At 70.4% G+C, this 25,820-nt stretch carries 19 protein-coding genes; 16 read left to right on the top strand and 3 right to left on the bottom strand.

Annotated elements, in window-relative coordinates:
- Positions 1 to 12: 12 nt before the first annotated feature.
- A complete protein-coding gene (locus tag ACIGWZ_RS13340) occupies positions 13 to 1,008 on the top strand; it encodes a hypothetical protein (protein ID WP_400063868.1) in 996 nt (331 codons plus the stop codon).
- Between the two features lie 54 nt (positions 1,009 to 1,062).
- Here the strand turns inward: ACIGWZ_RS13340 and ACIGWZ_RS13345 are convergent, their stop codons facing one another.
- Positions 1,063 to 2,532, bottom strand: a complete 1,470-nt coding sequence (locus tag ACIGWZ_RS13345) for a DUF6350 family protein (RefSeq protein WP_400063869.1) — start codon at positions 2,530 to 2,532, stop codon at positions 1,063 to 1,065.
- Between the two features lie 100 nt (positions 2,533 to 2,632).
- On the opposite strand from ACIGWZ_RS13345, the gene ACIGWZ_RS13350 reads away from it, so the two are divergent.
- Together ACIGWZ_RS13350 and ACIGWZ_RS13355 are read left to right on the top strand one after the other, a co-directional pair.
- Positions 2,633 to 3,625 carry a hypothetical protein gene (locus ACIGWZ_RS13350; protein WP_400063871.1) on the top strand — a complete coding sequence of 331 codons (993 nt, stop codon included), beginning with the start codon at positions 2,633 to 2,635 and terminating at the stop codon, positions 3,623 to 3,625.
- 412 nt (positions 3,626 to 4,037) lie between these two features.
- Positions 4,038 to 4,772 (top strand): hypothetical protein, encoded by a 735-nt coding sequence (locus tag ACIGWZ_RS13355; RefSeq protein WP_400063873.1) that lies wholly within the window; start codon positions 4,038 to 4,040, stop codon positions 4,770 to 4,772.
- A gap of 148 nt (positions 4,773 to 4,920) precedes the next feature.
- Here ACIGWZ_RS13355 and sucD read toward each other — a convergent pair whose 3' ends face one another.
- Together sucD and sucC are read right to left on the bottom strand one after the other, a co-directional pair.
- On the bottom strand, positions 4,921 to 5,805 hold the full coding sequence (gene sucD / locus ACIGWZ_RS13360; protein WP_400063875.1) for a succinate--CoA ligase subunit alpha: 885 nt from the start codon (positions 5,803 to 5,805) through the stop codon (positions 4,921 to 4,923).
- 20 nt (positions 5,806 to 5,825) lie between these two features.
- Positions 5,826 to 7,004, bottom strand: a complete 1,179-nt coding sequence (sucC, locus tag ACIGWZ_RS13365) for an ADP-forming succinate--CoA ligase subunit beta (protein ID WP_400063877.1) — start codon at positions 7,002 to 7,004, stop codon at positions 5,826 to 5,828.
- 708 nt (positions 7,005 to 7,712) lie between these two features.
- Here sucC and ACIGWZ_RS13370 point away from each other — a divergent pair.
- The 13 genes from ACIGWZ_RS13370 to ACIGWZ_RS13430 all read left to right on the top strand — a co-directional run bounded on the left by ACIGWZ_RS13370 (position 7,713) and on the right by ACIGWZ_RS13430 (position 25,539).
- The gene (locus ACIGWZ_RS13370; RefSeq protein ID WP_400063879.1) at positions 7,713 to 9,560 is read left to right on the top strand and encodes a phage tail sheath family protein; all 1,848 of its coding nucleotides are present in this window, start codon (positions 7,713 to 7,715) and stop codon (positions 9,558 to 9,560) included.
- A 32-nt stretch (positions 9,561 to 9,592) separates the two neighbouring features.
- A complete protein-coding gene (locus tag ACIGWZ_RS13375; RefSeq protein WP_400063881.1) occupies positions 9,593 to 10,117 on the top strand; it encodes a phage tail protein in 525 nt (174 codons plus the stop codon).
- A gap of 56 nt (positions 10,118 to 10,173) precedes the next feature.
- Complete coding sequence (locus tag ACIGWZ_RS13380) at positions 10,174 to 10,926, top strand: hypothetical protein (RefSeq protein ID WP_400063883.1); 753 nt, start codon at positions 10,174 to 10,176, stop codon at positions 10,924 to 10,926.
- Positions 10,919 to 11,695 (top strand): hypothetical protein, encoded by a 777-nt coding sequence (locus ACIGWZ_RS13385; protein WP_400063885.1) that lies wholly within the window; start codon positions 10,919 to 10,921, stop codon positions 11,693 to 11,695. The genes ACIGWZ_RS13380 and ACIGWZ_RS13385 overlap by 8 nt, the downstream gene beginning before the upstream one ends.
- Before the next feature lie 52 nt (positions 11,696 to 11,747).
- Entirely contained in the window at positions 11,748 to 12,713 is a 966-nt protein-coding gene (locus ACIGWZ_RS13390; RefSeq protein ID WP_400063886.1) for a DUF4255 domain-containing protein, read from the top strand.
- 33 nt (positions 12,714 to 12,746) lie between these two features.
- Entirely contained in the window at positions 12,747 to 14,798 is a 2,052-nt protein-coding gene (locus ACIGWZ_RS13395; RefSeq protein WP_400063888.1) for an AAA family ATPase, read from the top strand.
- Positions 14,789 to 15,091 (top strand): hypothetical protein, encoded by a 303-nt coding sequence (locus ACIGWZ_RS13400; RefSeq protein ID WP_400063890.1) that lies wholly within the window; start codon positions 14,789 to 14,791, stop codon positions 15,089 to 15,091. Before ACIGWZ_RS13395 ends, ACIGWZ_RS13400 begins: the two co-directional genes overlap by 10 nt.
- Entirely contained in the window at positions 15,088 to 22,017 is a 6,930-nt protein-coding gene (locus tag ACIGWZ_RS13405; protein ID WP_400063891.1) for a DUF4157 domain-containing protein, read from the top strand. Before ACIGWZ_RS13400 ends, ACIGWZ_RS13405 begins: the two co-directional genes overlap by 4 nt.
- Before the next feature lie 11 nt (positions 22,018 to 22,028).
- Positions 22,029 to 22,715 carry a hypothetical protein gene (locus tag ACIGWZ_RS13410; protein ID WP_400063893.1) on the top strand — a complete coding sequence of 229 codons (687 nt, stop codon included), beginning with the start codon at positions 22,029 to 22,031 and terminating at the stop codon, positions 22,713 to 22,715.
- Positions 22,716 to 22,771: 56 nt separating this feature from the next.
- Positions 22,772 to 23,437 carry a hypothetical protein gene (locus tag ACIGWZ_RS13415; protein WP_400063894.1) on the top strand — a complete coding sequence of 222 codons (666 nt, stop codon included), beginning with the start codon at positions 22,772 to 22,774 and terminating at the stop codon, positions 23,435 to 23,437.
- 3 nt (positions 23,438 to 23,440) lie between these two features.
- On the top strand, positions 23,441 to 23,821 hold the full coding sequence (locus ACIGWZ_RS13420) for a hypothetical protein (RefSeq protein ID WP_400063896.1): 381 nt from the start codon (positions 23,441 to 23,443) through the stop codon (positions 23,819 to 23,821).
- Complete coding sequence (locus tag ACIGWZ_RS13425) at positions 23,814 to 24,953, top strand: hypothetical protein (protein WP_400063898.1); 1,140 nt, start codon at positions 23,814 to 23,816, stop codon at positions 24,951 to 24,953. The genes ACIGWZ_RS13420 and ACIGWZ_RS13425 overlap by 8 nt, the downstream gene beginning before the upstream one ends.
- A 61-nt stretch (positions 24,954 to 25,014) precedes the next feature.
- Entirely contained in the window at positions 25,015 to 25,539 is a 525-nt protein-coding gene (locus tag ACIGWZ_RS13430; protein ID WP_400063900.1) for a phage baseplate assembly protein V, read from the top strand.
- The last annotated feature ends 281 nt before the right edge of the window (positions 25,540 to 25,820 follow it).

Consider the following 25,820-nt stretch of genomic DNA (forward strand, 5'->3'; position numbering starts at 1 on the left):
GACGCACTCCAGATGACGGACCGACGCCGCAGCGCGGCCCTCCTGCCCACGCTGCCCGCCACCACTCCGGGGGCGATCCTGCTGCGTGAGCGCAAGTCGTCGTCCTCGACGGGCAGCCGTTCCCCTGAGTCGCCGGATGCCACGGACTCCCCGGACTCCCCTGACGTTCCCGGCGGCTCAGGCACCCCCGGCGACGCGGACGGAGCCGACGGCTCGGACGGATCCGACGGTCCCGGCCACTCCGACGGCCCTGGCGGCTCCGAGGGCCCTGGGGGCTCCGGCAGCAAGCGCCGCCGTGCGCACACCCCGGACCACGACAACCCCTTCGCCGCCCCGCCGGCCGACGCCCCCGACCAGGAATGGCGGCCGCGCCATCCGCACGGCCAGGGGAGCGACGGCGACCAGGAGCGGGCACCCCAGGACAAGCCGACGCCGACCTGGGGCAGCCAGTGGAGCAGCCGGCAGCCGGGGCGGCAGAGCGGCGGCTTCGGCTCCCGGCAGAACGGCCGCGGCCAGCAAGGCGGCGGCCAGGGCGGCCCCGGCAGCGGACCGGGCGGACTGCGCTGGGACCCCACCGACCCGGCCCAGCGCCGCGCCCGCTACGCCCTGCTCTCCGGCATGTGGTCCTTCTTCTTCGTGCTCTTCAGCCTGCCGGAGGTCTCGCTCCTGCTGGGTGCGCTGGCGCTCTACTGGGGCATCAGCTCGCTGCGCGCCAAGCCGGGCGCCGCGAAGCAGGCCGCGGCGGCGACCACCGCGGCCATGGAAGGCCGCCCGGCGGCCCCCGCGCCCGCCCCCGGCCCGGCCTCGACCCGGCCCCAGACCACCGCGGCCATCGCCGGTCTCGTCACCGCCGCCCTGGCCCTGATGATGGTGGCCGCCACCTTCACCGTGCAGATCGTCTACCGCGACTACTTCACCTGCGTCGACGACGCCCTGACCCAGCAGGCGGCCAAGTCCTGCGAGCGCCAGCTGCCCAAGGAACTCCGCCCGCTGCTGAGCATGGAGTAGCAGTGGAGGGTGGCGCGGCGGCCGGGCCTCTCGCCGCCGCACCACCCGACACCCTTACGAGGCAATGGCACGAGGCCGAGCCTCCGTCGCGGACGCCCCACCCAGCGGCTCCCGAGCCGGTACCTCGGCCCCGCCCCGCGCCCCCGGCCTCGTCAGCCGCACAGCCCGCAGCGCCAGCGCCCCCGGAACCCCGATCACCAGCGTCCAGCCCGTCGCCGCCAGCCCCGTGAGCCACCAGCTGGGCCCGAGTTCGGCCAGTACGCCGCCGCCCACCGCGCCCCCCGACACACCCGCGAGCACCGCCATCGCGCCGCCGCAGAGGCCGGAGCCCAGGGCGGCGACGGAGGCGGTCGACCGCCAGGTCCAGGGGCCGCCGCCGGGTGCGTCCGGGGCCGTCGCGGGTTGGGCGGCGTAGCGGGCGAGCAGCACCCCGGCGGCCACCGGGACCAGCGCCGCCGCCCAGGTCGGCGGGCCGCCTGCGGCCGCCTCCGGCAGGCCGCTGAGCAGCGGGAAGTGCAACTGCGGGAGGTGCGGCAGCGCCGCGTTGCCGGAGCCGCCCAGCGGCCCGACGGCGCCGCCCGCACCGACCGCGAAGCCCGGCCCCAGCACATATGCCGCGCCCCAGACGGCCGCGTTCGGCAACAGCATCAGGCACAGCAGCAGCACCGTGCCGCGGCCCGCCCAGTCCCGGGCGAGCCGGCAGAGGTCCTGGGAGGCGGCGCCCGCGTGCAGGGCGAGGCCGACGAGGGTGAGCAGGGCGCCGGCGGCGAGCAGGGCGAGGAGGGCGGCGGTGGCGGCCCGGAACGCGGCGGCGAACCGGGGGCCTTCGACGGCCTCGCGCACGCGGTCCGGCAGGCCGGCCGGCATCCGGCGGACCGCGGCGGGCAGCAGGTCCGCGGCGCCGCGGCCGAGGATGCGCCAGGCGGTGACGGCCAGGACGGCGACCGCGGCGACCGGTACGCACAGCAGGGCGCTGAGCGGGGCGGCGCGCAGCGGACCGGCCGAGGCGTAGCCCACCGCTCCGGCCGCGACGGTCAGGTAGCCGGTCAGCAGCGCACCGAGCAGGCGCCGCGCCGACCCCGACCCGGTCGCCAGGGTGTGCCGGGCGGCCCGGTGCAGCAGCCAGACGGGGAGGGCGGCGAGCAGCAGCGGGGTCAGGGCGAGCGGCGCCGGGGGGCCGGACGGTGCGGTGTCCCGTACGAGATCGCCGCCGTGCGCGAGCAGCCAGAGAGCGGCGGACAGATGCAGCGCGCCGGACAGGTCGCCGCCGGGGTTCGGATACGCGACCCAGAGCAGCAGGACGGCGACCGTGAGCGCCCCGAGCCCGAGGCCGGCGGCCAGCGCGCCACCGACGAAGGCGACGCCGGAGGCGGTGCCCGAAGTGGCGCCGAGGGCGGCCCCGGGGGCGACTCCGGATCCGGCGCGGGCAGGGGTGCCGAGGGTGGCATCGAGGGGCGCGTCGAAGGGAGGGGCGAACGGGGCATCGAGGGGGGCGGAGGAGCGTTGCGCGGTCTGCTGGCTCACGGGGTCATGCTGCCAACAACACCCGTTTCATCCGAGTAGTGACGGAATGCCCGACGTGTCGCACTATGTATGCTTATGCGCGTTTCTCCACACTGCTGACATGAGCAAGCGCAAGCGGAAGCCGACCCCCGAGCCGGTGGCGTCCGAGCCCAGGCCCACGTCCGAGCCCGAGCCCGTCGCGTCCGGGCCCGAGCCCGAGCCGGCGGCGTCCGAGCCCACCCCCTCCGCCGCCTTCGACGAGCTCTGCACCCGGCACGCCGACACCCTGATCCGCCAGGCCTATCTGCTCACCGGGCGGCCCCGGCTCGCGCGGCGGGCCGTCGAGCGGGCGTTCCAGCAGGCGTGGCAGAGGTGGCCGGAGGTGGCGGTGGACGCGGACCCCGCGGGTTGGGTGCGGGCGGCGGCGTACGAGTACGCGCTGTCGCCGTGGCACGGACTGCGGCCCCGGCGCCGGGTCACCTTGAAGGCCGGGACACCCGAGGACCGTGCGCTGCTGTGCGCGTTCCTGGAGCTGCCCGCCTCGTACCGCCGGACGCTGCTGCTGCACGACGGCGTCGGGCTCGGCCTGTACGAGATGGCGGCCGAGGTGGAGGCGAGCACGGCAGCGGCGGCCGGGCGGCTGATGCATGCGCGGGAGCAGTTGGCCGAGCGGCTGCCGGAGCTGGGGCTGGCCGGCCGGTCGCCGGTCCGGCAGGGCGAGATGCTGCGCGTCCGGCTCGGGAAGCTCGCGGCCACGCAGGAGGTCACGGTGCCCGCCCCGCGGGCCGTACGGAGCGGGAGCGCGCGCACCATCCGGTGGACGACCGGCGCGGCGCTCGGGCTGACCGGGATGGTGGCGGCGGCGACCGTCCTGACGGTGTTCACCGCCCCGGCCCGATACACGCCGCCCCCGCAGCGGCCCACGGCGAAGCCGGCCACGAAGCCGGCGGTGAGACCGACCGCCGAACCCGCCGCCGAGCCCACCCCCATGCCCTCTGCGCCCGTCGCGCAGGCCAAGCGCGAGGGCGCGCGCAAGCCCCCGGCCGTACGCAAGGGCCCCGGCGGCCGCGGCTATCTCCCCGCCGAGGCCCGCCTGACTCCCGGACTGCGCTAGCCCGGCTGCGCTCCCCACCAGCACGTTGCCGTACGGGCGGCCTCAGCCCCCGCCCCTCACGGGCCTGAGCACGGGCCTGAACACCCGCCCCCGATATTCAGCGCGCCCCGGACGCCATTCGCTCTTTCCTACGCAATGCCCCCACCGCCTTTGCGTCTTTCCGGCGGGATGCGGCGCGATACGGCGTGATACTCGCCATAGGAATTTCTCGAAATCCGGGGGCAACTGCCCTGTTTCGCTGAAATCTTCCCCCGTTCCCTTGCCCGATCGGGCGCGACCGGCGGCGGGAGATCTGTGGGCGTCACCGCTGCACAGCCTTACGATCAGCGCCTGCCGCACCGCACACCCCCATACCGCGACGGCCTCTTGCTTTTTCTTTCCTGATTTCGTCTTTGACCCAGAAGAAGGCTTCATGAAGCTTCGTCGTGCCTTGGTGACGGTCGCCGCGACCGCCGTGCTGCCGTTCGCCCTCAGCGCGTGCTCCTCCGGTGGAACCGGTGACACCGGCGGCAAATCGGCCGCGTCCGGACCGTCGGCCGGTTCCGCCGCGGGCGACCCGAACGCCGGGCTGCTCAACGGCACCCGGCTGAAGTCCACGCTGCTTCCGGTCGGCGTCCTGCCCAAGGGCTACCACGCCGACCCGCAGGCCACCCGCGACACCGGTAAGGCCTTCGAGGCCCCGTCGCCGAGCGCGGCCGTCGACCTGGCGGGCGCCTGCGCGAAGCTGGAGGCCAGCGCCTGGATCGAGACCAGCGGCGTCCACAGCGCCTCGTTCGCCCAGGCCGACTTCGTGAACGCCTCCCAGGAGGAGTTCAACGAGGAGGTCGACAGCTTCCGGGGCAGCGACGCGCAAACGGTCATGACGCGCCTGGAGAAGGTGCTCACGCACTGCGCGCACTTCAAGGACACGTCCAACGGCACCACCGCGTCCGTGACGGTCAAGACCGTGAAGGTCCCGAAGGTCGGCGACCAGACCCTCAAGGCCGTCCTTTCCGCACCCGAGTGGGAGGGCGGCACCACGCTGGTGGCGACGCGGGTCGGGAAGGTCGTCGTCACCACCTTCTACAGCGTCCGATCCGGGGACATGGGCGCCGCCGGCCTCGGCCTGACCGAGAAGATCGTGGCACGGGTGCGGGACGCGAAGTAGCCGGTCCGGCCTGCCGGCGCCGAGGCCTCCGAGGACGCCGAGAACGCCACAACGGACGCGGGCCCGTACCCACCAGGGGTACGGGCCCGCGTCCGTTGCCGTGAGGCACTGCGCCGCAGGACGGGTCCGGCGGTGCCAGGAGGCGCAATCAGCCGACGAGGATCTCGCGGGCCAGGCGCGCGGTCTCCGACGGGGTCTTGCCGACCTTGACGCCGGCGGCCTCGAGGGCCTCCTTCTTCGCCTGGGCGGTGCCGGAGGAGCCGGAGACGATGGCGCCGGCGTGGCCCATGGTCTTGCCCTCGGGCGCGGTGAAGCCCGCGACGTAGCCGACGACCGGCTTGGTGACGTTGGCCTTGATGAAGTCGGCCGCACGCTCCTCGGCGTCGCCGCCGATCTCGCCGATCATCACGATCAGGTCGGTCTCGGGGTCGGCCTCGAACGCCGCGAGGGCGTCGATGTGCGTGGTGCCGATGACCGGGTCGCCACCGATGCCGACGGCGGAGGAGAAGCCGATGTCACGGAGCTCGTACATCATCTGGTAGGTCAGCGTGCCGGACTTCGACACCAGACCGATGCGGCCGGGCTTGGTGATGTCGCCCGGGATGATGCCGGCGTTGGACTGGCCGGGGGTGATCAGGCCGGGGCAGTTCGGGCCGATGATCCGGGTCTTGTTGCCCTTGGACTTCGCGTAGGCCCAGAAGGCGGCGGAGTCGTGGACGGCGATGCCCTCGGTGATGACGACGGCGAGCGGGATCTCGGCGTCGATGGCCTCGACGACGGCGGCCTTGGCGAAGGCCGGCGGCACGAAGAGGACGGAGACGTTGGCGCCCGTCTTCTCCATCGCCTCGGCGACGGAGCCGAAGACGGGGACCTCGGTGCCGTCGAAGTCGACGGAGGTGCCGGCCTTGCGGGGGTTGACGCCACCGACGATGTTGGTGCCGTCACCGAGCATGAGCTTGGTGTGCTTCATACCGGTGGCGCCGGTCATCCCCTGGACGATGACCTTGCTGTCCTTGGTGAGGAAGATAGCCATGGTGTTGGAGTCCTCGTCCCTTACTTGGCCGCGGCCAGCTCGGCGGCCTTGTCGGCCGCACCGTCCATCGTGTCCACGCGCTGGACCAGCGGGTGGTTCGCGTCCGAGAGGATCTTGCGACCCAGCTCCGCGTTGTTGCCGTCGAGGCGCACGACCAGCGGCTTGCTGACGTCCTCGCCCTTGGACTTGAGCAGCTCCAGCGCCTGGACGATGCCCTTGGCGACCTCGTCGCAGGCGGTGATGCCGCCGAAGACGTTGACGAACACGGACTTGACGTCCGGGTCGCCGAGGATGATCTCCAGGCCGTTCGCCATGACCTCGGCGGAGGCGCCGCCACCGATGTCGAGGAAGTTGGCGGGCTTGACGTTGCCGTGGTTCTCACCGGCGTAGGCGACGACGTCGAGGGTGCTCATGACGAGACCCGCGCCGTTGCCGATGATGCCGACCTGGCCGTCGAGCTTGACGTAGTTCAGGCCCTTGGCCTTGGCGGCAGCCTCGAGCGGGTTGGCTGCGTCCTTGTCCTCCAGGGCCGCGTGGTCCGCCTGGCGGAACTCGGCGTTCTCGTCGAGCGAGACCTTGCCGTCGAGGGCGATGACCTTGCCGGAGGCGACCTTGGCGAGCGGGTTGACCTCGACGAGGAGCGCGTCCTCTTCGATGAAGGTCTTCCACAGCGTGACGAGGATGTCGGCGACCTGGTCGGCGACCTCGGCCGGGAACTTCGCCTGGGCGACGATCTCCTGGGCCTTCTCCTTGGAGACGCCCTCGTTGGCGTCGACCGGGACCTTCGCGAGGGCGTCGGGGTTCTCCTCCGCGACGACCTCGATCTCCACGCCGCCCTGGACGGACGCCATGGCGAGGAAGGTGCGGTTGGTGCGGTCGAGGAGGTACGAGACGTAGTACTCCTCGAGGATCTCCGGAGCGGTCTCGGCGATCATCACCTTGTGGACCGTGTGGCCCTTGATGTCCATGCCCAGGATCTGACCGGCCTTCTCGACCGCGTCGTCCTCACTGGTGGCCAGCTTCACGCCGCCGGCCTTGCCGCGGCCGCCGACCTTCACCTGCGCCTTGACGACCGACTTGCCGCCCAGCCGCTGGGTTGCCTCGCGCGCCGCCTCAGGCGTCTCGATGACTTCACCGGCCAGCACCGGTACACCGTGCTTGGCGAAGAGGTCCCTCGCCTGGTACTCGAACAGGTCCACGCGCGTCCGTCCCTTGTCTTCTCAGAATCGCCGTAGTGATCGCGGTTCGTTGTCTGCGATGGGCGTGCCGCGAAGGGCAACGTGACGGCGCTGTCACAGGGGAGGCGTACACGGTGTCCGAATACGCGGCATGTCCGTCTCGCAGGTTATCGCCGCTGCCGCTGGCCTCCTAAATCAGGGATCACACTCCGGCGGTGATTACGGTCACAGAGATAACCGTCACAGATCGTTTGGGGGAACGGTCGGCGACACCCGGGCGCCGTTCGGGGAATCCGCCCGCTACCTCCCGGTGCGCCCCTTCCCGGGTGATTCCGGCGGCGCGGGATTCCGCTTGCGGAGAATCCGAGACGCCTCCGCACAACACTCCCTCAAACGGTGTCCGGAAAGCCCCCTTGACCCTCCAACTGCCCACAGCAGAGGATGCGTTGAGCAGTTGAGCACTTACGCATCAGGAGTCACAAGCCGGAGTCATGCGCCGCCGTACGGCGGTCGCGCGCGTCGGGCTTGGTCCCGTGCAGGTCGGTCGGCAGATCGCTCCGCACCGGGTGCAGACGGGGGAACTTGATGGGTAGTGGGGGGAATGCCTGACCGACCGGGGCGGAGTGCTGCCCCGCGGCCGTGGGCTCTTCCGCTCCCCGCCTCTCCTCCCCCTTCTTTCTCGATTTCTTGGTGTCCTCACACTCGGTGCCTGAAGGGATTGGAGGGGGAATGCCGACACATACGACCTATCCCGGCGTCTATGTCGAAGAGCTTCCCAGCAGCATCCGCAGCATCACCACCGTTACGACATCCGTGACCGCGTTCGTCGGCCACACGCGGCGCGGCCCGCTCAACCAACCGGTACGGATCACCAGCTTCGCCGACTTCGAGCGCCGCTTCGGCGGGCTCACGGCGCAGAGCCCGGTCGCGTACGCCGTCCATCAGTTCTTCGGCAACGGCGGCACCGTCGCGGTGATCGTCCGGGTCGCCAAGGCGGGCAGCGGCAAGGAAGCCCACGTCACCCTGGAGTCCACCGAGGGCCACAGCCAGTGCCCGGTGCTGAAGGTGCACGCCAAGGAGCCCGGCGTGTGGGGCTCGGGCCTGCGGGTGGCGGTCGATCACGACACTTCCTGCCCCGATGAGACGTTCAACCTCCGGGTCCTCGATGCGCACGGCAGCGCCCGCGAGGCGTACTCCGGCCTGTCGATGGATCCCGGCCACGGCAAGTACGCCGAGACGGTGATCAACGCCGGTTCCGCGCTGATCCGCGTCGAGGTCGTCGGCGAGGGGCGTCCGGATCCGTCCGGCACCGTCTCCAAGGCCTTCCATCACGACCTCCCGGACCTGGCCGTCGACCTGACGGTCAAGATCGGCGAGGTCGAGCGGGAGTTCACCCTCTACGACCCGGACTGCGACGGCGAAGCGCCCTGCAACGTCGCCGAACTCGCCCTCCTCCTGGAGCACAAGCTCCGCTCCCTGCCGGACGCCCCGGGCAAGCACGCCTTCGCGGGCGCCGAGGTCACCGCCTTCGGGCGCCGCATCCAGGTCGTCGCCGGTTCCCTCGACCCCGGCGACACGGTCCGCTTCCTCGGCGAATGCGCCAATGACCTGGGTCTGGAGGCCTCCGTCAACCCGCCGGTGTTCCCGCTGTGCGGCGGCGAGGACGGCGATCCGCCCGGACCGCGCGACATCATCGGCAGCGAGGCGCGCAAGAGCGGACTCCAGTCCCTGCGCGACGTCCATGACGTCAACCTCCTCGCGCTGCCCGAGCTGGCCTCGTACGAGAACGTCGACGACGCGATCACGGTCCTGTCCGCGGCCGAGCGCCTCTGCCGGGAACGCCGCATCTTCCTCCTCGTCGACGCGCCCGCCACTTGGGGCAGCGTGGACGCCGCCCGGGCCGGCATCGCCGCCTTCGATCCGGTCCGCGGCAACCACTCCGGCCTCTACTTCCCGCACCTGCAGCTGACCGACCCGCTCTCCGGTCGGCTGCGCTCCTTCCCGCCGTCGGGCGCCCTCGCGGGCGTCATCGCCCGTACGGACAGCGAGCGGGGAGTGTGGAAGGCACCGGCGGGCACGGAGGCGCGGCTGGCGGGCGTCCACTCGCTCACCGTCACGCTGACGGACCGCGAGAACGGGCTGCTCAACCCGCTCGGCATCAACTGCCTGCGCACCTTCCCGATGGTCGGCCCGCTGGTGTGGGGCGCCCGGACGCTGGAGGGGTCGGACGCGCTGGAGAGCGAGTGGAAGTACGTGCCGGTGCGACGGCTGGCCCTGCACGTGGAGGAGAGCCTGCTGCGCGGGCTGCAGTGGGTGGTGTTCGAGCCCAACAACGAGCAGCTCTGGCAGCAGATCCGCCTCAATGCCTCGGCGTACCTCCACTCGCTCTTCGAGAAGGGTGCGTTCAAGGGCGGTACCCCGCGCCAGGCGTACTTCGTCAAGTGCGACAAGGACACCACGACCGCGGCGGACATCGAGAACGGGATCGTGAATGTCGTGGTCGGCATCGCGCCCGTCAAACCGGCGGAGTTCGTGATCGTCAAGATCCAGCAGATGGCCGGCCAGTTCGACGTCTAGAAACGCGCAGGCAAAGGACGTGAAGGAATCCGATGGCTGAGTTTCAGATCAACGCCCATCGCTTCGACCCGTACAAGAACTTCAAGTTCCTGGTCCTGTGGGACGGTCGTACGGTCGCGGGTGTCAGCAAGATCAGCCCGCTGAAGCGCACCACCGAGGTCGTCAAGCACCGCAACGGCGGCGACCCCAGCTCACCGCGCAAGTCGCCAGGGCGCTCGGAGTTCGAGGGCATCACCCTGGAGCGCGGGGTCACCCACGACCCGGAGTTCGACCGCTGGGCCAACAAGGTCTGGCAGGTAGGCGCCGGTCTCGGCTCCGAGGTGTCGCTGGCGGACTTCCGCAAGGACCTCGTCATCCAGGTCCTGAACGAGGCCGGCCAGGTCGCCGTCTCGCACAAGGTCTACCGGGCCTGGCCCAGCGAGTACCAGGTCCTGGGCGAGCTGGACGCCAACGCCAATGCCGTCGCCATCCAGAGCCTGAAGCTGGAGTGCGAGGGCTGGGAGCGGGACTACGAGGTGCCGGAGCCGGAGGAGCCGTCGTTCACCAACCCGGCGTGAGCCGGTCCCCGCATCCGTACCCAGCGGCATCCTTTGCGCACCGGACGAGGTGAGGAATGACGGTCACCGGGCCCGCTGAACTGCTGGCCACCTGGGAGGCCGGGCTGACCCGGCAGGGTGGCGGCCGGGCCCTGCTGCTGCACCGCGCGGCCCGCCCCGGGGCCGGCACCGACGAACTGCTGTCGGTGCCGCTCGGGGAGCGGGCGGCCGATCTGTTCGCGCTGCGCCGGGCGCTGTTCGGCGAGAGCATGCAGGTCACGCTCGACTGTGCGGACCCGGACTGCGGCGCGGCGATGGAGTTCGCGCTCGACGCGGGCGAGCTGGGCGCCGCCCGGCCGCGGCTGCCGGAGGGCGGGCTGCGGGTCGAGGAGGGCGAGTGGGCGGTGCGGTTCCGGCTGCCCTCTCCCGCCGATCTGGCCGCGGTCTCCGCCGCCGTGGACGCGGCGGACGCCCGGCGGATGCTGGGGGTGCGGTGCGTGCTGTCGGCGGTGCGGGGCGGGCGGGCGGCCACGGACGAGGACCTGGCGGCACTGCCCGAAGCGGTGCTGAAGAGGTGTGCCGAGGAGGCCGAACGGGCCGACTCCGGCGCGGAGTTGACCCTGAACATCGCCTGCCCCGAGTGCGGCGCGGCCACCCCGGCCGAGCTGGACATCGCGGCCTATCTGTGGACCGAGCTCGACGCCTGGGCCCGGGACGTGCTCCTCGATGTCCATCTGCTCGCCTCGGCCTACGGCTGGAGCGAGCCCCAGATCCTGGCGCTGAGTCCGCTGCGGCGCCGTTACTACCTGGAGCTGTGCGCAGATGCCTGACTACTTCGACCGGCTGCTGGCGCGGTATGCGCCGGTGTCCGGGGGCGCCTTTCCGGATGCGTCCGGCAGCGGCCGTGGCCCCGGCTCCGGTCGTGGGTCCGCGCCCGCCGCCCGCGCGCTCGTACAGCCCCGGCTGCCCGGCCCGTTCGAGCGCATCGAGGCGCTGCGCGGCGCGCCCGCGGAGGAGGACGAGCCGGCTCCGCTGTATCCGCAGGCTCCCCGGACCTCGCCCTTCGAGGGCGAACGGGTCCGGTACGAGCGGGAGATCAGGACCACGCAGCGGCAGACCGTCGTACGGTCCGAGGCCCCGCGGCCGGACGCTTCGGACCTCGTGGAGCCGGTGGCGCGGCCGGCGGCGCCGCTGTTGCGGCCCGCGGCGGCGGTGGAGCCCCGGCCGCGTCCGGCCGCGCCCGAGGCCGTAGGGACGCGGCGGGCGGCGGGCGCGTCCGGGGAGGACGGATCCGCGCGCCGGGCGACGGCCGCACGGCCCGCGCCGGACGCGAACGCCGCTCCGTCCTCGCCGGCCGCGGCGCTGCGGCCGCGTACCGACGCGGTGCCGGCGGCCCGTCATGCCACCCGGGCCGCGGCCGCCGGGCGGCGCGCGCAGCGCGGCACCGAGCGGGTGGTGCACGTACAGATCGGACGTCTCGAGGTCAGCGCGGCCGGCGCGGAACGACCCGCGGCGGGTGGTCGGCCGGCGCGTCCGGACCGCCGGGAGCCGTCGCTGAGCCTCGCGGACTATCTGGCGCGCGGGGAGAGGACGAGCTGACGGTGACGTACGGAACGACTTGGCCGGCGCAGATTCCAGGGGGACGGATTTCATGAGCAACGCACTCGCCGTCGCGACGGTCACCCAGGCCCTTGCGCTGCTGATCGAGCACAATCTGCACCCCGAGATCGACATGGCCGTCTCGGTGGAGACCCGTAAGCCGCCGGCCGATCCGCCGACCGACCCGACGATCACGGTCTTCCTCTACCAGGTCACCCACAACCCGTCGATGCGCAACAACGACCTGGTCACCCGCGCCTCCGACGGGACGCTGCTGAAGCGGCCGGCGGCCGCGATCGACCTGCAGTACGTGATCAGCGCGTACGGCGAGGAGACCGAGCTGGTCGGGCAGCGGCTGATCGGGAGCGTCGTCCGCACCCTGCACGAAATCCCGGTCCTGCCCAAGGAGTTGATCGAGGAGGCGGCGCAGCGGCCGTACCTGGAGGGCAGCGATCTCGCCGAGTCGCTCCAGCGGGTCCGCTTCACGCCGAACCAGATGGACGTCGACGAAACCTCCAAGCTCTGGGGGATGCTCCACAACACCCCGTACTCCCTGTCGGTCGTCTACCAGGCGTCGCTCGTCCTCCTCGACGGCCACGAGAAGCCGAAGCCGGCGAAGCCGGTGGAACGGCCGGAGGTGACGGTGCTGCCGTTCGGGGTGCCGGGGGCGCCGGAGCGGCCGGCGGTCGGGGGTGCGGCGGGGACGGCAGAGACGGGGGGAACGGCGGGGGCGGCGGCCGAGCCCGGGGCCGGGGTCGGCGAGCCGGAGGCCGCGGAGGCGAAGGGCCCGGAGGCTCGGGCCGCCGGCGGCGCCGGCGCAACGACCCGTGCCGCGGCGAAGAAGCCGGCCGGAGGCGCCAAGTCGGGCGCGGCGCAGGCACGTTCGCGTACCGGCCGCACGCGGAAGGCGACCGGTGCGGCGCCCCGGCAGGGCGGGCGGTCCGGCTCCCGTTCCGGACCGGACGCCGACGGCAAGGGCGGCGGCGCGGACCGTACGGACGACGGCAAAGAGGGCTGAGGAAGGGTGCGCGGAGCGGGGGGAGCAGAGGACATGGGGAGCCGCGGCGGCCAGGGCGCGGGACATGCGGGCGGTGACACCAACGGTGCCACGCTGGCCGCTGCCGTACGGTCCGTACTGACGCGCCTGGACGCACACGCCGCACGCGCCCGCACGGAGCAACCGGCGGGCAGGGGAACAAGGACCGGGAGCCCGGCGGGGCAGGCCTCGCCCGCCGGAGACGCCCCCGCGGGCCCCCCTCCGGCCACCGACTCCCCCACCACCGTGGCCCCCTCCCCGTTCCCGCCCCTCCCCACCCTCGACGCGCTCACCGCCTGCTTCGCTCTCAGCTCCTTCGAGCGGGAGATCGTCCTGCTCGCCGCCGCGGCAGAGCTGGACCCGACGGCCGGCGCCCGCTGCGCCGCCGCGAGCACCGACCCCGGCCATACGTACCCGACGTTCGCTCTGGCCCTGGCCGCGCTCGACGCGCCGCACTGGAGCGCCCTCACACCCGTCGCCCCGCTGCGCCGCTGGCGCCTGATCGAGCTGGACGACGAGACCCGTCTGACCACCACCCGGCTCCGCCTGGACGAACGCATCCTGCACTTCCTGGTCGGCTCGCCGTACCTGGACGCCAAGCTGCACGGCCTGCTGCGCCGCACCACCGCCCCCGGCAGCCTCCCGCCCTCGTACGACACCGCCGCGAACCGCATCGCCGCAGGCTGGGCGGGCGCCGGCCCGGACGCCCCCCTCCGCGTCGAACTGGTCGGCGCCGACCTCCCCAGCCGCGCCGACATCGCGGCGACCGCCGCCCGCCGCTCGGGCCTCGGCCTGTACTCCATGGCCGCCGACGACATACCCACCGACGCCGCCGAACGCGACCGCCTCGCCCGCCTCTGGCAGCGCGAGTCGATCCTGCTCCCCGCCGCCCTCCTGGTCGAGGTCGGCGAGATGGACCGCGACCAGCACGCCGCCGCGGACGCGTTCATCGCGGGGGCGGCGGTCCCTCTGGTGGTGTCGAGTCCGGAGCCCCGCCGGACCGGCCGGCCCCGCGGCGAACGCGTGACCGTCCCGAAGCTCTCCGACGAGGAGCAGCTCGGCATGTGGACGGACGCCTTCGCGGACGTTCCGGAGGTGACGGGCAGCCATATCCGGTCCCTGGTAGCCCAGTTCCAGCTCCCACCCCACGTCGTACGGTCCGCCGCCGCGACCGTACGCCGCGACCTGCCCGGCTCGGCGGTGCTGGACGCCGCCGAACTGGCCTGGCAGGCGGGCCTGACCGAGGCCCGGATGGGCCTGGACGAGCTGGGCCGCCGCATCGAGCCGCGGGCCGGCTGGGACGACCTGGTCCTGGCCGACCGCCAGCTGGGCATCCTCCAGGAGATCGTCGCCCACGTACGCCGGCGCAGCACCGTCCTCCAGGACTGGGGCTTCGCCAAGGCGCTGCGCAGCGGCCTCGGCGTCACCGCGCTCTTCGCGGGCGGCTCCGGCACCGGCAAGACCCTGGCCGCCGAGGTCATGGCCAAGGAGTTGGGCCTGGATCTCTTCATCATCGACCTCTCCCAAGTGGTCAGCAAATACATCGGCGAGACCGAGAAGAACCTCAGTCGCGTCTTCGACGCCGCCGAACGCGGCGGCGCCCTGCTCCTCTTCGACGAGGCGGACGCGCTCTTCGGCAAGCGCAGCGAGGTCAAGGACAGCCATGACCGCTACGCCAACCTGGAGGTCAGTTACCTGCTGATGCGCATGGAGGCGTACCGCGGCCTGGCCGTCCTGACCACCAACATGAAGAAGGCCTTGGACTCCGCCTTCATGCGCCGCATCCGCTTCGTCGTCGACTTCCCCTTCCCGGGCGAGAAGGAGCGCGCGGAGATCTGGCGCCGGGTCCTTCCCTCCCAGGCCCCCACGAAGGGCATCGAGCCGTCCCTCCTAGCCCAACTCACCGTCGCCGGCGGCTCGATCCGCAATATCGCCCTCTCGGGGGCCTTCCTCGCCGCCGAGGAGGGCGACCGCCTCCAGATGCGCCACATGCTGGCGGCGGCCCGTACCGAGTACCTGAAGCTGGAACGCTCCTTGACACCGTCGGAGGTCCACGGATGGGTCTGAACGAGCATGCGCCCGAGCCGCCGCGCTCCTTCCGCATCGACATCGGCGAGCTGGTCCTGGACGGCTTCGACTCGGGCGTCGACCCGGGCCGGGTGTCGGCCGCCTTTCAAAAGGAGCTGACCCGGCTCGTACACGAGCGCGGCGTGCCACTGGCGGCGGACGGTTCGAGCCTGGCCCTGGACGGCCTCGCCGGTCTCCCTCCACTGCCCGCCACGGCCCATCCCGTACGTCTCGGCGAGGCGCTGGCGCGCGCGGTGCACGCGGGACTCGCAGGACGGGGGGAAGCGCGATGAGTACGACCCGGTCCTCGACGCAGGACACCCGGTCGGCCACCGACGACAAGCGCCGCAAGCGCAAGGAACGCTCCGCCAAGTCCCGCACCCCGGAACCGAAAGACATCGTCAGCGGCGCCGGCCAGCCCCTGGACCTGAGCGTCCGCCGCGAGCTGGAGGAACAGCTCGGCCACGACTTCAGCCAGGTCCGCCTGCACACCGACCGGGACTCCGGGCAACTGGCGGACCTGATGGGCGCGGATGCCTTCGCCGTCGGCCAGGACATTTTCTTCCGCGAGGGTACGTACCGGCCGGGGACGGCGGACGGGCAGCGGCTGCTGGCGCACGAGCTGCTGCACACGGTCCAGAACCCGCACGGGCTGGGTGCGCTGCGGGCCGGGCGCGACCTGGGCGCGGTGAGCCTGCCCCAGGAAGCGATCGAGCGGGAGGCGGAGTCAGCGGCGCAGGAATCGGTGCGGGCCGCGTTGGCCGGTTCCGTGCGTGACGTGGAGCCGGCCGCGGAGATCGAGCCGGGGCAGGCGACGCCCGGGTGGCTGCGTTACGCGACGGTGGACGCCGACCGGCGGCGTTTCGAGCAACTGGACCCGGCCACGTTGGTGGACCGCCTCGCCAATGGTGTCCTCCGCTCGCTCCGCGGCGACCCCGAAGACCTTTCGGGCCGCGTGCGCCTGCAACTGGCCCGGCTGGCGCCCGAGGTGCAGGACAGCGTGCTGGACCGGCTGGAGGTACGGCTGTCGACGCCCGACCTGGAGCGGCTGTACGAGCTGGTCGAGGAGGTGGAGCAGGCGGGAACGCCGCCGTTGGATGCGGCCGCGGCCCCCGAAGCCGTTCCCGACGAGGCCGAGGCGATCCGGCAGGAGCGGGCGCAGCGGACGGCCGCCGCGCGTACCGAGCGTGAGCAGGCGGAGCAGGAAGGCGACGGCCGGCGGAAGCGCGAGCGGCAGCGCAAGGACTCCGACCCCGCGGGCAACGGGGATGCCGTGGAGCCGGGCGGGCAGCCCCCGTCCCCTGCCGGCGGCTCGGCGAAGGCCCCTTCGCCGGAGACCGCGTCGGCGGCGTCCGGGCAGTCGGCAGACCCGTCCCCGGAGACGGCCGGGGCACAACAGGAGTCGCGGGCAGCGGAGAAAGAGCAGGACACCGATGCTGCCCGGCAACGCTCGCAGAAGGACGCGGCGAGTGCGGCCGGCGGCCAGGAGGAGGACCGTCAGGACTCCGGCCGACAGCCGGAACAGGCCGCTGAGCAGGGGGCGCAGGGCTCGGGCGACGAACGTGCGGACCAGGCTGCCGAGGAGCAGGCCGCCGGTCCCGAGGACCTCGACAAGAGCGCTGAGGAGCCCGGCGAGAAGGACCGGACCGACCGCGGCATCGACAGCGGCCGCCGCGCCGGCGACCCCGAGAACGAAGAGGACGCCGACGACGAGCCGCTCGGACTCGAAGAGGAGTCGGAGGACCTCGACGAGGAGGACTCCGACACTGAGGAGGGCGACGAGGACGCCGACCTGGATGCGGCGAACGACGACGCTGCGGGAGACGACGACTCCCTGACCGAAGACGGCCTCGACAGCTCCCCCCGTGCCCCCGCGAACGGGACGAACGCGAAGGACTCGGCCGGCGGCGGGCGGGAGGGCGTTCCCGGCGTCATCGGGTCCCCGGCCACCGAGGGTGAGTCGGCGGCGCCCTTGCGACAGGCGGAGAGCGAGTCCGACGGATCCGGTGCGGGGGACGCCTCGTCGGAGAGCGAGTCCGACGAGCAGCTCTCCGAGGACCTCCAGACCGACAAGTCCATCGAGCAGGAGATCGGCCCCGAGCCGGACGAGTCGGCGGACGACAAGACCGGCGAGGCGCCGGACGAGGACAGCACGGACCCGACCGACCCCGACGACGCCGAGCGGGAGAAGGAGCAGGCAAAGGAGCGCCAGGAGGACGCGGAGGCGAAGCGGCGGGACGATGCGGCCCGTGCGGCCACCGCCGGGTCGGGCGGGGCGGGTTCGGGTTCCAGCGGTGATACGGCCGCGCCGGGGCAGCTGGCGAAGGCCGATGAGGACGCGCGCCGCCAGGCAGGCGGTACGGCTTCGCCATCCTCGGCTGCGGGTGCCGTCGGCGGGACGAGCGCGGGTGGCGGCTCGGCGGGCACCGGAGATGTGGGTGTCCAGGCGGCCAGCAGTACGAGTGAGACGTCCGGTGCGGAGACCGGCACACCAGCCGGTACGGAAACCGGCGCGGCCACCGGCAAGGCCACGGGCACGGGCACGGCACACAGCAGCACGCCCTCGGGGGACTCCGCCTCCGGCGACGCGACCTCGACCGGCGGCGAGCGGGCCAAGGACGACCTCGCGACAAAGGACGTCACCGAGGGGAAGGGGCCCGCGTCCACGCCGAGTTCACCAGCCGGACCCGACAGCCTCTCCCGGGCGGGCTCCTCGTCCCCGCCGAAGCCCGCGGCCGGGAGCGGCCCCGCTGAGCTCATGTCCGCCGCCACGTCGGCCAAGGGCGGAGCTCCCAAGGCGGACGGGGGTCCGAAGCCCGGGGCGGCGAAGCCCGCGGCGCGGCCGAACCTCGCGGGGCCCAAGCGGCAGGCGGCCAGGCAGGCGGCGAAGGCTGCCGCCGGGCGTGGCGGAGGCGGCGGCGGAGGTGGCCGTACGGCTCCGGCTCCGGCACCTGCACGCGGTGGCGGCGGTCGGGGCGCCGCATCCGGCGCGACGAAGCCCAAGAAAGAAGCCCCGGCGCCCGATGTCTCGAAGGACACCCCCGAGTCGGGCTTGGCCGCGGCGTCCAAGCTCACGCCGCACATCGCGCTGGAGACGCTCAAGGGCGTCGACGGGGCGGTGGGCAACTCGGTCGGCAAGGAACGTACGGCGCTGCGCAAGGCGCCGCCGAAGACAGCGCGGCCGTCCGGTTCGCCGAAGACCGTGCCGGGTGGTCCGAAGCCCGCCGCCCCGGGGGCGTACACGAACGCCAAGGTCTCCCGTACCGACGCGGCCCAGGGCAAGACCCCGGAAATCGACGGCGAGCAGCGACCGGAAGGCGAACCGCCGACCGCAGACATGCCGGAGCCGAGCTGGTGGGACATCGGTGTGACGATCGGCGCCAAGCTGCTGGGGAAGCTCCTCAAGGAGATCCTCCCGCTGGATGACCTGATCGACTCGATCCTCGAACTTCCCACCACGGACACGGGGATGCAGGGCACCAAGGTGGGCGACGCCCCCGGGCTGCCTCTCCAGGACGACTCCGACCCCCAACGTACGGACGAGCAGGGGCAGAAGCTCGACGAGCGAAAGACCGAACTGCATCAGTCCGGCCGCGAGGACGCCGCCCGCCCGATGGGCGAGGACCAGATCTATCCCGACGTTCCCCGCGAGACCCTGACCGGCAAGGTACCCGGCGGCACACGCAAGAAGGCCGGGCAGGCGGGCGGGCGCAAGGCGCCCGGTAGCGGCGTACCGGTCGAGTCCGCCGACGCCGTGGCCGAGCACGACCGCGGTCCGCAGATCCAGGCGGGCTTCACCCACGGCCGGCAGAAGATGACGGACGAGCGCAAGGCCAAGGATCAAAAGGCCAAGGACGACAAGCTGAAGCACGACCGCGACCTCAAGCGGGAAGTCGACTCCAGCAGCAAGACGCAGGCCAACGAACGTGAGAAGGGCCAGTCCGAGATCTCCGGCCACCGCGACAAGTGGCGGAAGGAACAGGACGACAAGGTCGCGGATATCGACGGCAGGAAGGGCAAACGGTACGCCGAGGTCCGCGGCAAGATCAAGACGAAGGAAACGGAAACCGACGACCACGTCAAGGATCGCACCAAGAAAGACAACGAGCAGATCGAGAAGGAACAGACCGACGCAAAGGACAAGGCGGAGCAGAAGAAGAAAAACAGCAAGGACAACGCCGACAACTGGCTCGACGGGGCGATCAACGAGCTCAAGTCGTGGTTCAAAGAGATCAAGGAAGCGATCAAGGGGTTCTTCGAGGAGGCACGGAAGGCCGTCACCGGCCTGATCGACAAGTTCAAAACCGAGGTCTTCGCGTTCATCGACAAGGCCCGCAACTGGGTCGTCGATCGGATCAATGAGTTCGCCGACGGCCTGATCGCCCTCGGTGACGAACTCCTCGCCGACTACCCGGCGATGCGCGACAAGTGGCGCAACACCATCAACGGCGCCCGCGACTACGCCGTACGGAAGGTCAACGAGGCCGCCGACGCGCTCAAGAAGGTCGTCGGAGGCCTGCTCGACGGGCTGTCCGACGCGCTTGTCGCCGGGCTGAACGTGCTGGAAGACGGGCTCATGAATGCCGTCGACATCGCGGAAAGCGCCACGGTCGGGGCGTTGGAATTCGCGAAGGGGGTCGTCGAGGCACTCGGCGAATGGGCCGCCATCTTCAATGACATCGTCTCCGACCCCGGCGGCTGGATCAGCAAGGCCGGCGACGCCGCACGGACGGGAGCGAGGGAGTACCTCTTCGAGGAGACGAAGTCGGCGGTCAAGAACTGGATCAACGAAAAGATCCAGGAGATCACCGGCCTGTCACCCGAAGACTTCCACGCACTGATCGAAGGCGACGTCACCGCCGAAGAGATGGGAAAGATGGCCTGGGATGCGGCCCTCCCCCAACTCCCCGTGATCATCGGTGAACTGGTCATCAAACAGGTCGTGGCGAAACTGATCCCCGGGGCCGGCTGGGCCATGGCCGTCATCGACGCGCTCAAGACCGCCTGGGGCGCGCTCAGCAAGATCCTGGCCGCCTTCGGCCTCTTCATGGACTTCCTGAAGGCGGTCAAGAGCGGAAACGCGGCGCGGCCCTTCGCCAAGGCGGTCGCGGCCGGTGTCGTCGCCCTGCTGGAGCTGATCTACCAGGCCCTGATCAACGGCATCCAGAAGTACATGGGCAAGGTCACCAGCAAGCTCGGCGAGATGCTCAAGAACATCCGCAGCAAGCGGCGGCCCGGCGGGCACGGCGGTCCGGACGAGCCCGGCGCACCCGGCAGTCCCGACCACCACGACAGGCCGGGCCAGAACGGTCAGCCCGCCAACACCAACCGGCCCGGCCCGACGGCCGACAAGCCCGGCCCCACCGACAAGCCCAACCAACCCCCGGTCCCGCGCAAGCCCTCCCCGGACAAGACCTCCCGCCCGGACGACGGCCCCCGCCCGACCAAACGCCCCTCCCCCGAAAAGAAGCCCCGCCCGGAGCACCAGCCCCAGCCCAAGCACAAGAAGAAGCCCGACGAACACGAACGCCGCGAGGACGGCCGCGAGGTCAACGCCGCCCGCCGCCGCGCCCGCGACGCCCAGCGCAAGCAACACGACGACGACAAGCCCCACCTCCACAAACGCCGCGGCCCGGCCCGCGACACCCTCCGCAAGAAGCAGGACGACAAGGGCCGCAAGAAGAAGCCGGACCTGCAAAAGAACAATGACGACAAAAAGAAGGTGAGCACCAAGAAACACCCTCGCCGCAAACCCGAGTCCCGCACCCGCCGCACACTCCGCCGCGCCCGCCAAACCCTCAAGTCCGCCCTCAACCGCGCCCGCCGCGCCGCCCGCCGCCTCTTCGGCAAGGGCCGCAAGCTGGGCCACAAACTCAACAACCGCACCCACCGGTTGAGGAACCAGTGGAGGCGGCAGCGGGATCGGTTGCGGCGCAATCACGAGCGGCGGCGCGACAGAAACCGCGACCGGCGGCGCGAGCCTGACGGCAAGAAGGACTACGACTTGCCGAAGGTGCATTTCCGCACCAAGGCCGGCGAAATGCACACCCTACTGTTCAACGGCCGAGGCAGGAGCGCAGACCTGGCCGTACGCAGCCAGATTGATCCGCTTCAGAGGTACCTCAATGGATGGAAGGACGACAACAACGAAAAGCTCAAGGACAGCAACCCGGACATGTACGCCGAGCAGGAGAAGTTCCGGAAGGAAGCCAAGCAAAGGGGAGACATCACAAACGGTATTCAAGATCGCCTACCAGAGAAGGAGACAACGAATCCACGGACCCGCACACCGCTCGGCTCGCCGATTTTCTCGGGAAGCAGTACGGATGCGGGCTTCAACGCTCAAATGGTGAACCTGCAGCAAAACATGGAGAGGCTCGCCGAACTTCTCGCGCTACGTTTTTCGAAAGCAGATAAGCCACCCCTGCCGCCGACCATCCTGCCGCCCTTCTCCGACGGCACGATAGCGCGGAGCTTCAAGGCGTCGTACATCAAAAAGTCCACACCGGCGGGATCGGAAGCGGAAGATCGGCCGGACGCCTGGCCACTGGGCTGGGACAAGATCGTTCACCGCAACCTCGCCAAGCACGCGGCGTGGGTGCGAATGCACATGCTGACAGGCGTGCTGGGCGGAGAATCCTCCACATCGAACCTGGTACCTGCACGCGGTACGACCAACATCGACGCCAGGGAAACGGTAGAGCACCCCGCAGCACGCTCCCTTGACAAAAGGCCGGGAGGGCGGGGATGGAGTGGCACGGGCGAGCCCAACGAGATGATCTGGTACGACGTCGACATCACGTACAGGCAGGACTATCCCGGATTCCCCAATTCGGTCGTGATGACCTGGGGCGGATACGACCACCCCAATGGGCAATGGCAGAGGACGAGCGCAGGAGGGAAACGGTCCGGAAGCTGGAGCAACGGGAATTTCGACAAGCCCCCGTGGGACTCGAGTGAAGCCCCGCACGCGATCGTCAACATCAACACGACAAACAACTTCAAGGAGATTGAGGCTGCCGCCCGAGTCAAACCCGGCCCTGCCAAGACCATCATAGCCAAGAGGAATCAGGAGCCGGACCAGAAATTCGGCGGAATGAACGAACTCAGGGACGCTCTACTGAGAGGGGTCAAATCCGATCGACTGCGAGCCGCACGCGAGAAGGTGATCAACCTACTGGAAATTGCCGAGGCGAGCGGGCGACTGGTTTTCCGATGAGAGCGGAAGAGATGACACATCACACATCCTTCGAAGACGACTGGCTCAACATCCTCCAAGGATTGCGCAATCATCCGGGTATCCATGTCATGCGCGATACGGAAGGACCACTCGATCTGACGATCGAGGACGTACTCGAATCGTTTGATGAGCTGCAGGACCGGGAGAACATCACCCTCCCTCCCGTGTTTCAAGAGAACTATCTGCGGCACTCGGAAATCAGCAGTCAGTGGAAAACGGTTGGACCATACGCGTTCGTCACGGCGGAGTTCAACTTCACCCCCCTTGCCCATCTCGTACACGAGGATCCGCCTGTCTTCGGGTCGTCAAATTCATCGGACGAGGAACGACGGCTGGTATCAGAACTCCGCGTCATTGACGAATCTCCGGTAACCGGCACGGGATCCTTTGCCGCCATCAGGCTTCAGCCCGGGGTCGAGGAACCCGAGATTTGGTTCACCGACGGTGAACGAGGAATCTGGCAAATGGACCTGGACTATTTCGGCTATTTCCAATCACTGAAGCTGACCAAGGGTGCCTTCGGCTGGCAGTACCTGTTTACCAGAGCACCGCTTGAGACCGAGGAATTTGAGAGCGCGGTCGATCGACTGAAGAACATGCTCGAATCCCTCCCACGAATCTTTCCCGAGCACGATTACGAGCCTCTCCGAGCGCGATTCGCGGAACGGATGGGATAGACGGTAAAGCCCGCCACTCATCCCGCCATCCAAGACCTCAGAAGGACTCAGAATCCATGACCCGCTACGCCGACATCCCCAAGCCCATCCGTTCCGGAATAGTCATCGTCGACCCCGATCTCGGCATCCCCCAGCGCATCATCGTGCTGCAGTTCAACCCGGACACGCTGGAACGCTCGGTCGCGCCCCAGGCCGCCGGCGGGGAAGGGGACGGCGGAGGGGGTGGGAGCGGAGGAGACCGGAATGAGGCGCTGCGGTTGAAGGGGCCGGCGCAGGAGTCGTGGAAATTCACCGCGGAGATCGATGCCACGGATCAGTTGGATGTGGCGGCGCCCGATGGCATCCACCCCCAACTCGCCGTGCTGGAAATGCTCGTGCAGCCGACCACGGCGCAGTTGCGCGCGGCCTCGCATCTCAGCAAGAAGGGGACCATCGAGATCAGTCCTATTGAGACGCCGCTGACGCTCTTCACCTGGGGCAGCAAGCGCGTCATGCCCGTACGGCTGACGGAGTTGTCCGTCAATGAGTCGGCTTTCGATGTGAATCTCAATCCGATACGGGCGTCTCTCAGCATCGGGTTGAAAGTGCTGACGGTGAGTGATCTGCCCGCGGGGCACCCTGGGGCGGAGCTCTATCTCGCGCACCTTGCGCAGAAGGAGCAGTTGGCGCGGAGGGCTCGGGGCGGGAATCTGGCGCAGTTGGGTCTGGGGAGGGGGATCTGAGGCGTGATCGAGCCGTATGAGCGGGCGTTGGACGATGTTCCGGGGGCGCATCCGTATCCGCGGAGCAGTCGGTATCACGATGCGGAGATCGGGGTGCATCGCATGCCCGACGGGACCGAGGTGCGGTATGCGAAGCGGCGGTTGCTGCCCAGGTTGGAGGATGCCGCCGAGGAGACGGTGCCGCACACGGTCAGTGCCGGTGAGCGGGCGGATCAGCTCGGTCAGCGGTATTTCGGGGATCCGGGGCAGTGGTGGCGGATCGCTGATGCCAATCCCACGCTCGATCCGCGGGAGTTGACGGACGAGCCCGGAGAGCAGATCGCCGTGCCGCTGCCGGGTGGGTTCCCGGGTGGGACGGGTGGGCCGGGTGTGCGGAATGGCTGATGAGCCGGTCGGGCGGGGCCCGATTCATGTGTCGTTGTACATGGGGCCGAAGTCGGTCCGGCCTGTGCCGCAGGAAGTGACCGAGGCGCTGTTGTCGGCGCAGATCACGAGTACGGCGGGTGAGCGGTCCGGGTTTCAGATCGCGTTCGATCTGACGAAGAAGGGGGCGATTGTTCATCGGTTGCTGCCGGAGGGGTTCTTCGATCCCAAGACGCGGGTGATTGTGGCGGTGTCCATCAAAGGGACGCCGTTTGTGCTGCTGGACGGGTTGATCGTGCGGCAGGAGGTGGGGGCCAGTAATCAGCCGGGGCAGACCACCCTCACCCTCACCGGCGAGGATCTGTCGCTGCTGATGGATCTGGAGGAGCGGGCGGACCGGTATCCGAATCTCGCGCCCTCGCAGCGGATCGAGCGGATTCTGGGGAAGTACGCGGATTACGGGATCGATGCCCGGATCATCCGGGAGCAGATTCCGCAGCCGCCCAGGGAGCAGTTGAGGGTCGATTACCAGGTCGGGACCGATCTTCAGTATGTGAATGAGCTGGCCAGGGCGAACGGGTACACGTTCTATCTCGATCCTGGGCCCGTGCCGGGGAAGTCGACGGCGTTCTGGGGGCCGGAGCAGCGGCTGGGCCAGCGGCAGCACGCCTTGAATGTGAATATGGATGTGAACTCGACGGTGGATCAGTTGACGTTTGCGTATGACGGCACCGCCAGAGAAGAGCCGCAGGCGCGAGTGCAGGACCCCGTGACGCGGCGGGCGCCGTTGCTGGCGCAGCCGGATATCAGTCCGTTGCGGCCGCCGTTGGGGCTGCGCGGGTCGCCGGCCCTGAAGCGGAGGACGCTGAGCGGGACCGCGAAGCGGGACGAGGCGATTGCGAAGGCCGAGGCGTTGGGAAGGGCGGCGACGTCCGCCGATGCCATTTCGGGGTCGGGGTCGCTGGACGTCAATCGGCACGGATATGTGTTGCGGCCGAGGGAGTTGGTCGGGGTGCGGGGTGCCGGGGTGACGTATGACGGCGATTACTACGTGAAGAGTGTGACGACGAATCTTCGGCCGGGCTCGTACCAGCAGAACTTCACGCTGTCGCGGGAAGGGCTCATTGCCCGGAGCGACACCGTACGTCCCTAAGAGCTGTCCCATAGCGCAGCGTTCGAGCCGCGGCCCGTATCGGATCCAGGAGACATGAGAAATGGCTGGCGCACCTGACAACCGCTTTCTCGGCAAGTTCCGCGGCCGGGTGGTGGACAACAACGACCCGATGGGGCGGGGACGGCTGATCGTCCAGGTTCCGGATGTGCTGGGGGATGAGCCGTCCACGTGGGCGCTGCCGTGTTTTGCGTTCACCGGGCCGGAGGCGGGGCAGGTGGTCGTGCCGTCGGTCGGGGCGGGTGTGTGGGTGGAGTTCGAGCAGGGGGAGCCCAGTTATCCCATTTGGGTGGGGTGTTGGTACGGAAGCCGGGAGGAGTTGCCGGAGGATGCGCGGATCCAGCCGCCGGAGTCCCGCCCCGTGGTCATCCAGACGCCCGGGAAGCACAAGATCGTCATGTCGGATGTGCCCACCACGGGGATTTTGCTGGAGGCGCCCGGTGGGGCGTACGTGCGGATCGATGCGACGGGCGTCCATATCAACAACGGGCACGGCGCTTCGGTTTCGCTGGTCGGGGATCAAGTGGATGTCAACGAGGGCCGGTTGACCGTGCCCAAGAAGCGATAGCACGAGCGGGGGAGGACTTACGTGTCGAGCGGAAATCTCGTCCACGGTGGCGTCGTGATCAGCTGCCCGCACGGTGGGCGCGCGTTATCCACCGGGGGCGGCGGAGCGGGCGGCGGCGTGCGGATAGACGGCGCGGCCGTGGTCACCGTCGGGGACCTCTTCGCGGTCAGCGGGTGTCCGCATTCCGTCGGGGGCAGGCCGCAGCCGTGCACCGGCGTCCGGTGGTCGCCGCCGGCCGGCGAGGACGCGGTATGTGTCGACGGGGTGCCGGTGCTGCTGGA

The organism is Streptomyces sp. NPDC053427, assembly GCF_044544985.1.
GTDB lineage: Bacteria > Actinomycetota > Actinomycetes > Streptomycetales > Streptomycetaceae > Streptomyces.